The sequence below is a fragment of the Allobosea sp. P4_E12 genome, assembly GCF_056401655.1.
The window spans coordinates 1-7,031 of record NZ_JBFUIY010000085.1; the positions used below are offsets into that span (position 1 = coordinate 1).

Annotated in this window: 5 protein-coding genes and 1 pseudogene; 2 read left to right on the forward strand and 4 right to left on the reverse strand. The window is 63.4% G+C overall.

Annotated elements, in window-relative coordinates:
* Positions 1–11: 11 nt before the first annotated feature.
* Together AC1DW9_RS35830 and AC1DW9_RS35835 are read left to right on the forward strand one after the other, a co-directional pair.
* A pseudogene (locus AC1DW9_RS35830) lies at positions 12–554 on the forward strand (integrase core domain-containing protein); the annotation flags it as partial.
* A 136-nt stretch (positions 555–690) separates the two neighbouring features.
* Complete coding sequence (locus AC1DW9_RS35835) at positions 691–951, forward strand: hypothetical protein (RefSeq protein WP_476777489.1); 261 nt, start codon at positions 691–693, stop codon at positions 949–951.
* A gap of 338 nt (positions 952–1,289) precedes the next feature.
* Here AC1DW9_RS35835 and AC1DW9_RS35840 read toward each other — a convergent pair whose 3' ends face one another.
* From AC1DW9_RS35840 to istA, 4 genes are all read right to left on the reverse strand, one after another.
* The gene (locus AC1DW9_RS35840) at positions 1,290–1,448 is read right to left on the reverse strand and encodes a hypothetical protein (RefSeq protein ID WP_476777490.1); all 159 of its coding nucleotides are present in this window, start codon (positions 1,446–1,448) and stop codon (positions 1,290–1,292) included.
* Positions 1,449–1,690: 242 nt separating this feature from the next.
* Positions 1,691–2,965 (reverse strand): O-antigen ligase family protein, encoded by a 1,275-nt coding sequence (locus tag AC1DW9_RS35845; RefSeq protein ID WP_476777491.1) that lies wholly within the window; start codon positions 2,963–2,965, stop codon positions 1,691–1,693.
* A gap of 1,594 nt (positions 2,966–4,559) precedes the next feature.
* Positions 4,560–5,402 (reverse strand): IS21-like element helper ATPase IstB, encoded by an 843-nt coding sequence (gene istB, locus AC1DW9_RS35850; RefSeq protein WP_476768778.1) that lies wholly within the window; start codon positions 5,400–5,402, stop codon positions 4,560–4,562.
* Positions 5,403–5,422: 20 nt separating this feature from the next.
* Positions 5,423–6,922 (reverse strand): IS21 family transposase, encoded by a 1,500-nt coding sequence (gene istA / locus AC1DW9_RS35855; protein ID WP_476777492.1) that lies wholly within the window; start codon positions 6,920–6,922, stop codon positions 5,423–5,425.
* Between the last annotated feature and the right edge of the window lie 109 nt (positions 6,923–7,031).

A 7,031-nucleotide genomic window follows, 5' to 3' on the forward strand; every position in this document is an offset into this window, starting at 1 on the left:
GGGCGAGCTAGCTGATCCACCTCGACATCAAGAGCCTGGGCCGGATCGACGGCGTCGGCCACCGCATCACCGGCAATCGCACCGGCCCAGGCCGCAATCGCGGCATCGGCTGGGACCATCTCCATGTCGCGATCGACGATGCCTCGCGGCTGGCCTTCGTCGAAGTTCTGCCAAGCCTCGGCCGGGACGACGCGACGGGCTTCCTCGAACGCGCGCTCGCCTGGTTCGGTCGTCTCGGCGTCACCGTCGAACGGGTGATGACCGATAACGGCTCGGCCTATCGCTCGAAGCTCTTCGCAGCCGCGCTCGCAAAGGCCGGCGCCCGCCATGTCCGCACCAGGCCCTACACCCCGCGAACCAACGGCAATGCCGAGCGCTTCATCCAGACCAGCCTGCGTGAATGGGCCTATGCAAGACCCTATCAGAGCTCGGCAGAGCGCCACGCCGCCATCGGGCCATGGGCCGACAACTACAACCTCTCCCGCCCTCACTCAGCTCTCGGTGGAAAGCCGCCATGGACAAGACTGAACAACCTTCTTGGAAACGACAGCTAGACGTCCCCGATCCCTCGAGCCCGCCAAGCATCCCTGCACGACGCTGATTGGGTTGAGTTTCCCCCCGATAGCGCGCCTATTTGCTCACTGTCTTCATCGGGGTGTTATCAAACCCATTTCGCGGTGTGAGGAGCTGATGTTCACCGGGAAGGGCGTGTTGGTGACTAAGGGCGGTCTGCGCTTGGAGGTGACCTATGAGTACGTGGAAACCGGACAATTCGGGCGCGCTGGCCGCCTGTATGGGCAACGGATGAAAACACCGCCCCAAATCTTTGAGGAAACGTTCAATCTCGAATGCGAGGACGGCGTTGCTATGATCGTCGTCATCTCGCAAATCTCGGATAGCCGGTGGGTATTCTTTGGCCGTGAATCGGCGAAGAACGATCCGTGCGCATAATTTGCTTTACAACTGAAATACCTTCAGCTGACCAGCTTTGTCCCGAAGGCCCTTGACCGCGCCCGTACGTTGCGTGTCGTTGCACCAGGCCTCGCGTCCGCGAACTCGGCCATTCACTGCCGGACCGCCAGTAATTCCGGGAGCGGGTGACTACAATCGCGCCCCGCATCGTCAGTGACGCGCCGCCTCGTCGTCACTGATCTCGACGGGACTTGCCTGGCGGAACCAGTGCCAGGTGAAATCCTGAATTGAAGAATGGGGTGCGACATCGCATTCGCGTACTTGCCGAGGGTGGTGGCTGATACGGTAGAATGCCGACGTCCGAGTGGAACTCCACTCTACGTCAGGCAAGGCCGGTCGAAAGACTTCGAGAGCGTGGCGATGGTCGCCTTCAGGCCATGCTCCTCCCGCCGCTTCGCCTGCATCTCGGCCAGCGAGATGTCCCAATCGGTGTCGATCAGGACCCGCAGATACCACCCATGCGGACCGAACCTCAAGCGCCGCGGCTGACCATGTCGCCACGCCTTGGGCTTCCAGGCCCGGCACACCCATACGATCGCCGTCGCGATCCCGACGCTGATCCGCGCCGCTGCATGACGTACGGGCAGCCCGCTCCCCCCCGCTGCGGTGCCAACGAAACAGGCGCGGCAACTATTCAGCCGTAGACGGCGGCACGTTTGAAAATTTCTGCCGATGCCGGCGCGATCGCGTCCGAGCCTTCAAACATTCAACGGCGAACTCAACCGTGATTATTTTCCAAACGCGTCTCGTCACTGTTCTCAAACCAAAGTATAGCGGCGCCGAGTCCGGCGATCCACCAACCCTGCCATGCGCCATGACCAACGGTGGCGATCGAAAAGACGGTAGCGAACAACGCGAGCCGCGGCGCCAACTCTCGTGCCGGAAGATGGCGCAAATGCACGAGCAGGAGCAGGCCAGTGAGGGTCAGCAATGTTGCGCCGATCAGCCCGGTCTCCGCCCAGGCCTGTAGCGGCATGTCATGAGGATGACCCACCGCCAGAAGCAATCTTTGCTCCGGCGAGACGTCTGCTGCCACCGGGTGCTCGTGCATGCTGGCAGAAGTGCCGAACCCAGTCCCCGCGATCGGTCGCGCCCATGCCACCTCGCCAAAGCTTCTCCAGATATCGATGCGAGCCTGACCCGTCATTTTGGGCAAGCGGTCCAGAATCAGCGTTGGTAGCCCGCGCTCGGCCGTCACACCTAGAACTGGCCCGATCGCCATCGTTAGCACAAATGCAAGCCCGATCGCTCCCAGAGCCGCACGTGGCATGAGCGCCGCCAATACCCAGCAGAGCGCTGCCACAACAACGCCAAGCTTGGCCGATGCGCTTTGAGAAAATAGCGCCAGGATGACGACGATGGAAGCAGTCAGGACCGCAAGAGACCGGTCGAATCCGCGACCAGATGGCATTGTCCAGAGGTGGTGGACGACTGGCACCGCGAGTACGACTGCGACAATCACCGGGCGGTTGAAGATAAAGGCCATCATCTTGCCGGAGCCGAGGGCTGCACGCTGTGACAAGCCAGAGGCGAGTTCGATCATCACGAGCGCGGAAGTCAGGATGATTGCCAGCGCGAGAGCGCGCAACAGCATCGGCGTAGGCCGAAACTTTCTGGATGCGGCAATTACGAGCGTGAAAGCCATGGGCAGGGCGAATTCTCCCCAGACGGCGATGCTCTGAACCGGGCGGTGGCTCCAAGCGATCGATAAAAGCGACCAGAGCAGAAAGGCGCTAAGCCCGGTTCCCGCCGGCGAGCGCAGCCCCCCCCGCAGGCGCCGAAAGAGAACGGCCCCACCTTCCTCCGCCACAGCCGAGGCTGCGAAACAGAGTGCTGCCAGCCCGAGGAAAAGGGGGGCCGAACGGTTGGCAAGCCACATAGCCAACGGCAGCGCGACCAGTAGGGTGGTTCCCGAACGGGCAAGGCACAGCGATAGGGTTGATGGGTTCGATACGGGATCGCTGGGGATGCCGGAGGCTGTTGGAAAGCTCATACCTTGCGCTTATGCGATCCCGCTGGACATGGCCAGACTCTTGCCGCGGATGGTCCGCCGAATCAGAGAACTCATAGTTCGGTTCACCGCCTATCTCTACCGCGTCAACTCGGCGCTGGCCGGGTGAAGCCCACCAGGTAGCTACTCCTCAATTCTAGTCGCGGCCCCGGCCGCTGACCGCGTAGCCGGTGCAAACCGTCGTCGAGTGGTTGCAACTCACCGTGCTGACGCCTCGCAGTTGAAACTGCCCCTGAGGCCCGTTTTTTCTACCAGCGCTGGCCGCGAGCCGGCCGCAGCGGTCGGCATCCGCGGCGATCGCAAGTGCTCTCCCAGACGCGGCCAGTTCCCGCCTCGATGCAACGGCTGGCATTGCAGCTAAAGCCGCCTCCAACGCCGCCACGATAACCGCGGTCGTCATCGTCCCAGCCACGACGCCGGGGGGGATCGTCATATCCACCACCATAGCCCCGTCCTTGGCCACCAACGCGGCCGACTGGCCCACCAATTGGCCTGCAGCCGTAGCGGTCACAGGTAGACTGAGTATAGACGCCGGTACGACGATCGATGCAGCTGTTTGCGTCGCATCGCATCTGCACTTGGAGTAGGTCAGAGGGAGCATTGATTTCCGCTCCGCGCGGCAACGCCGAAACGGACCCTGCGAATGCTATCATCAAAACACCAGCTGCGAAGGCGATTGCTCTCAATCTCATTCCTCGTCCCTCCTGCGGCCCATACTGTCCACCGGATTGTGAACAGCGACTGAAGCCGATCTTCCGGAGGCGCCCGATGGCTCCAGTGTCGTCGGGCGAGCTATCTGCAGGGTTCCCGCCCCATGGAGCTGGCGAGGAATCAGCTCGTTTTGTCTGCGTGCTGACGTTCGCCCCTCTCCACAGCCCACGCGACCTCGGGCCTGCCGTCGCAATACGGCGGTTTCCACAGGCTGCGGGCCCTTGCTTTGTGTCTGACGCCTCAGCGAGCTTAGCGGGGAGTCTGAGACGTTCGCCATCGTCGGGTATGAACATCCTTCAGGCCTTTGGGCGCCCTCCGTCATTCGACTGGGTCGCACTCCATACGCACGCGTTGACCGGATTCATTATGCGTACGGCAGAAGACGATGGCTGGCAGGGACTTGCTCGGCTCTTCACGCCTCGCAGGGGGCGCACTTCGTGGCGCGGGTCGAACCACAGGTTTCGGTGTCGTTGCAACGACTGAAGTGGGCTTGGGTGCTGGCCTCGTCACGTTCTCATGCTCGCGTTCGATCGATGCGGACCTGCTTGGCTCCAGTACGGGATTAGCGAGGTGTGCTACGGGCGCGAGCTACTGTTTCTCGGACTGAGCAGATTGCCAAGGTCGCCAGCTCCCCAACCGAGAAAAAGTTTCGATAGTCGGCTTTGTGATCGATTCGACCGTCGGCACCGCTTGCGGCGAGCAACCAGCGACCAGCAGGCCTGCGAGGCCTGCGCGACAAATTGTCAACGGCGGCCGGATTCCAGGCCACTTGGGCGGAGCAAAACCAGGCCAGCGCTGGCGATGTGAGACGATAAGCCAAGGGCCCCGATCGGGGCCCTTGGCTTATCGTCGCTTTCGTTTCTGATCAGCTCTCCATGATCTCGCCGGTGTCGGGATCGACGTGTTCGGCCGTGGCCTGGTTTTGCTCCGCCGCGGCGTTGGCGCGCCGGCGGCCGGCGGATTGTTTCAGCCGATAGCTGTCGCCGTTCATGGCCAGGATGCTGACGTGGTGGGTGAGCCGGTCGAGCAGCGCGCCGGTGAGACGCTCCGATCCCAGAACCGAGGTCCAGTCCTCGAAGGGCAGGTTCGAGGTGACGATGGTCGAGCCGCGCTCGTAGCGCTGCGAGAAGGTCTCGAACAAGAGCTCGGCGCCGGTCGGCGAGAGCGGCACGTAGCCAAGTTCGTCGACGATGAGCAGCTTCACCGCCTGCAACTCGCGCTGCAGCTTGAGCAGGCGCTTCTCGTCGCGGGCTTCCAGGAGTTGATTGACCAGAGAAGCCGCGGTTGTGAAGCTGACGGAGAAGCCCTTCTGGCAAGCCGCCAGGCCAAGTGCCAGCGCGACATGGGTCTTGCCGGTGCCGCTATTGCCGAGCGCGATGATGTTCTCGCGGCGCAGGAGATAGCCACAGCGTGCCAGTTCCAGGACGAGCATTTTGTTGAGGCCGGGGATGGCGGTGAAGTCGAAAGTGTCGAAGCTCTTCACGGCCGGGAACCGCGCCGCCCGGATCCGGCGCTCGACCGTGCGGCGTTCGCGGTCGATCAGTTCGAGCTCGATCAGGCGCAGCAGATAGCGGGCATGATCGACGCCATCACGCGCGCATTCACGGGCGACCTTGTCGTACTCGCGCAGCACTGTCGGTAGCTTCAGCTGCTTGAGGTGATGGGCCAGCAGGACTTGCGGCGTGCCGCTGGTCGTTCCCGTCGGCATCGCGTGGCTGGTGTTGCCGGTCATGCCGCTTCCTCCGGCAGGAGCACGGCATAGTCGGCGGCCGAGGTCGTCCTGACCATCGTCCTGGGCAGGTGAGGATAGGCAGACAGATCGAGACGGGCCGGCCTGCGCTCGATCTGAGCCAGCGCGATCAGCTTGACCGCGTCGAAGCCGATGGCGCCGAGCCGGATCGCCTCGGTCACCGCGAAGGTCACGACCTCGAGCGACATCGCCTCCAGCAGCCGCAGGACCTGGATGAACTCGCGCTTGCCGCGATTGCCCATGCGAGCTTCCAGCAGATGGCGCAGGTGCTGGAAGACCTCGGGCAGATCCCATCCCTGCAACGCCGCCGCCTGGTCGAGCGCATTGGGCTTGGTCTCGATCAGCGCGAGATAATGCAACGGGTTGGAGACGAAGGCGCCTTCGCCATAGCAGCGCGGGTGACGGGCAATCTCGGCTCCGCCGCACAGGATCACGACCGCGTCGACGAAGCCCTTCACCACGACGTCCTGGAAGCCGTAGCGGGTCGGCACGGAGTAGTCGTTGGAACGGTAGCGAACGAGTGAGGTCGACGAGACCCGCGCGCTGCGCTTCTCGCACGGTTCCAGCGGCACGGCCGGCAAGGGACGCAACGCCGCCAGATCGGCGATGAGCCGGTTCCCGATCGTCCCGGCATGGCGTCCGGCCCGCTCGCCCTGCCGGGCACGGCAGCGTTCCGCCAGGCCGGCGTTCAACGCCTCGAAGCTGGCTGCCACCGGGATCGGTGTCATGAAGTTCGAGCGGGCGAACTTCACCAGGCCCTCGACCTTACCCTTGTCGTTGCCCTTGCCCGGGCGGCCGAAGCGATCCCGGAACAGGTAATGGCTCACCAACTCGGTGAAGGCACGCGTGCGCTCGCGCCGGCCGTCGCCGCAGATCTTCGCCACCGCGATGCGCGTGTTGTCGTACAGGATCGACAGCGGCACCCCGTCGAAGAAGCCGAAGGCCGAGACATGCCCGTCCAGGAACACTTCCGTCGTCTCCCGCGGATAGGCCTTCACGAAGCAGGCGTCCGACTGCGGCAGGTCCATGCAGAAGAAATGGATCTTCTGGCGAACCCCGCCGATCACCCCGATCGCTTCGCCAAAATCCACCTGGGCGTGACCCGGTGGATGCGCCAACGGCACGAAGGTCTCGCGCCCACGGGCCCGGCCGATCCGCACGTAGTCCTTCACCACCGTGTAGCCGCCGGCAAAGCCATGCTCGTCGCGCAGGCGCTCGAAGATCCGCTTGGCCGTATGACGCTGCTTCACCGGCGCACTCCGGTCCGCGTCCAGGATCGCATCGATCACAGGCAACAGCGGACCAAGCTTCGGCTTCTCCGCCGGCTTCGTGCGCGTGTACCCCGGCGGCAGCGAGAACCGGCACATCTTCGCGATCGTCTCGCGGCTCAGACCAAAAACACGCGCCGCCTCACGGCGGCTCTTCCCCTGATTGAAAACAAAATCACGAACCGCCGCGTAGACCTCCACCGCGAACATCCCCGCCAACCCCAAAAGGGATCAGCCTATCCAACTGGTTGGCTTTTACGCCGCCCGCGCCACCACAAGCGAGGGCGCTTCATTGGATGGTTTTGTCACCGCCCTGCAC

What these genes read in the sequence shown, in the direction of transcription:
- AC1DW9_RS35835 (WP_476777489.1), top strand. Translation starts at nt 691, where the DNA reads ATGTTCACCGGGAAGGGCGTGTTGGTGACTAAGGGCGGTCTGCGCTTG.
- AC1DW9_RS35845 (WP_476777491.1), bottom strand. Translation starts at nt 2,965, where the DNA reads ATGAGCTTTCCAACAGCCTCCGGCATCCCCAGCGATCCCGTATCGAAC.
- istB (WP_476768778.1), bottom strand. Translation starts at nt 5,402, where the DNA reads ATGCCGACGGGAACGACCAGCGGCACGCCGCAAGTCCTGCTGGCCCAT.
- istA (WP_476777492.1), bottom strand. Translation starts at nt 6,922, where the DNA reads ATGTTCGCGGTGGAGGTCTACGCGGCGGTTCGTGATTTTGTTTTCAAT.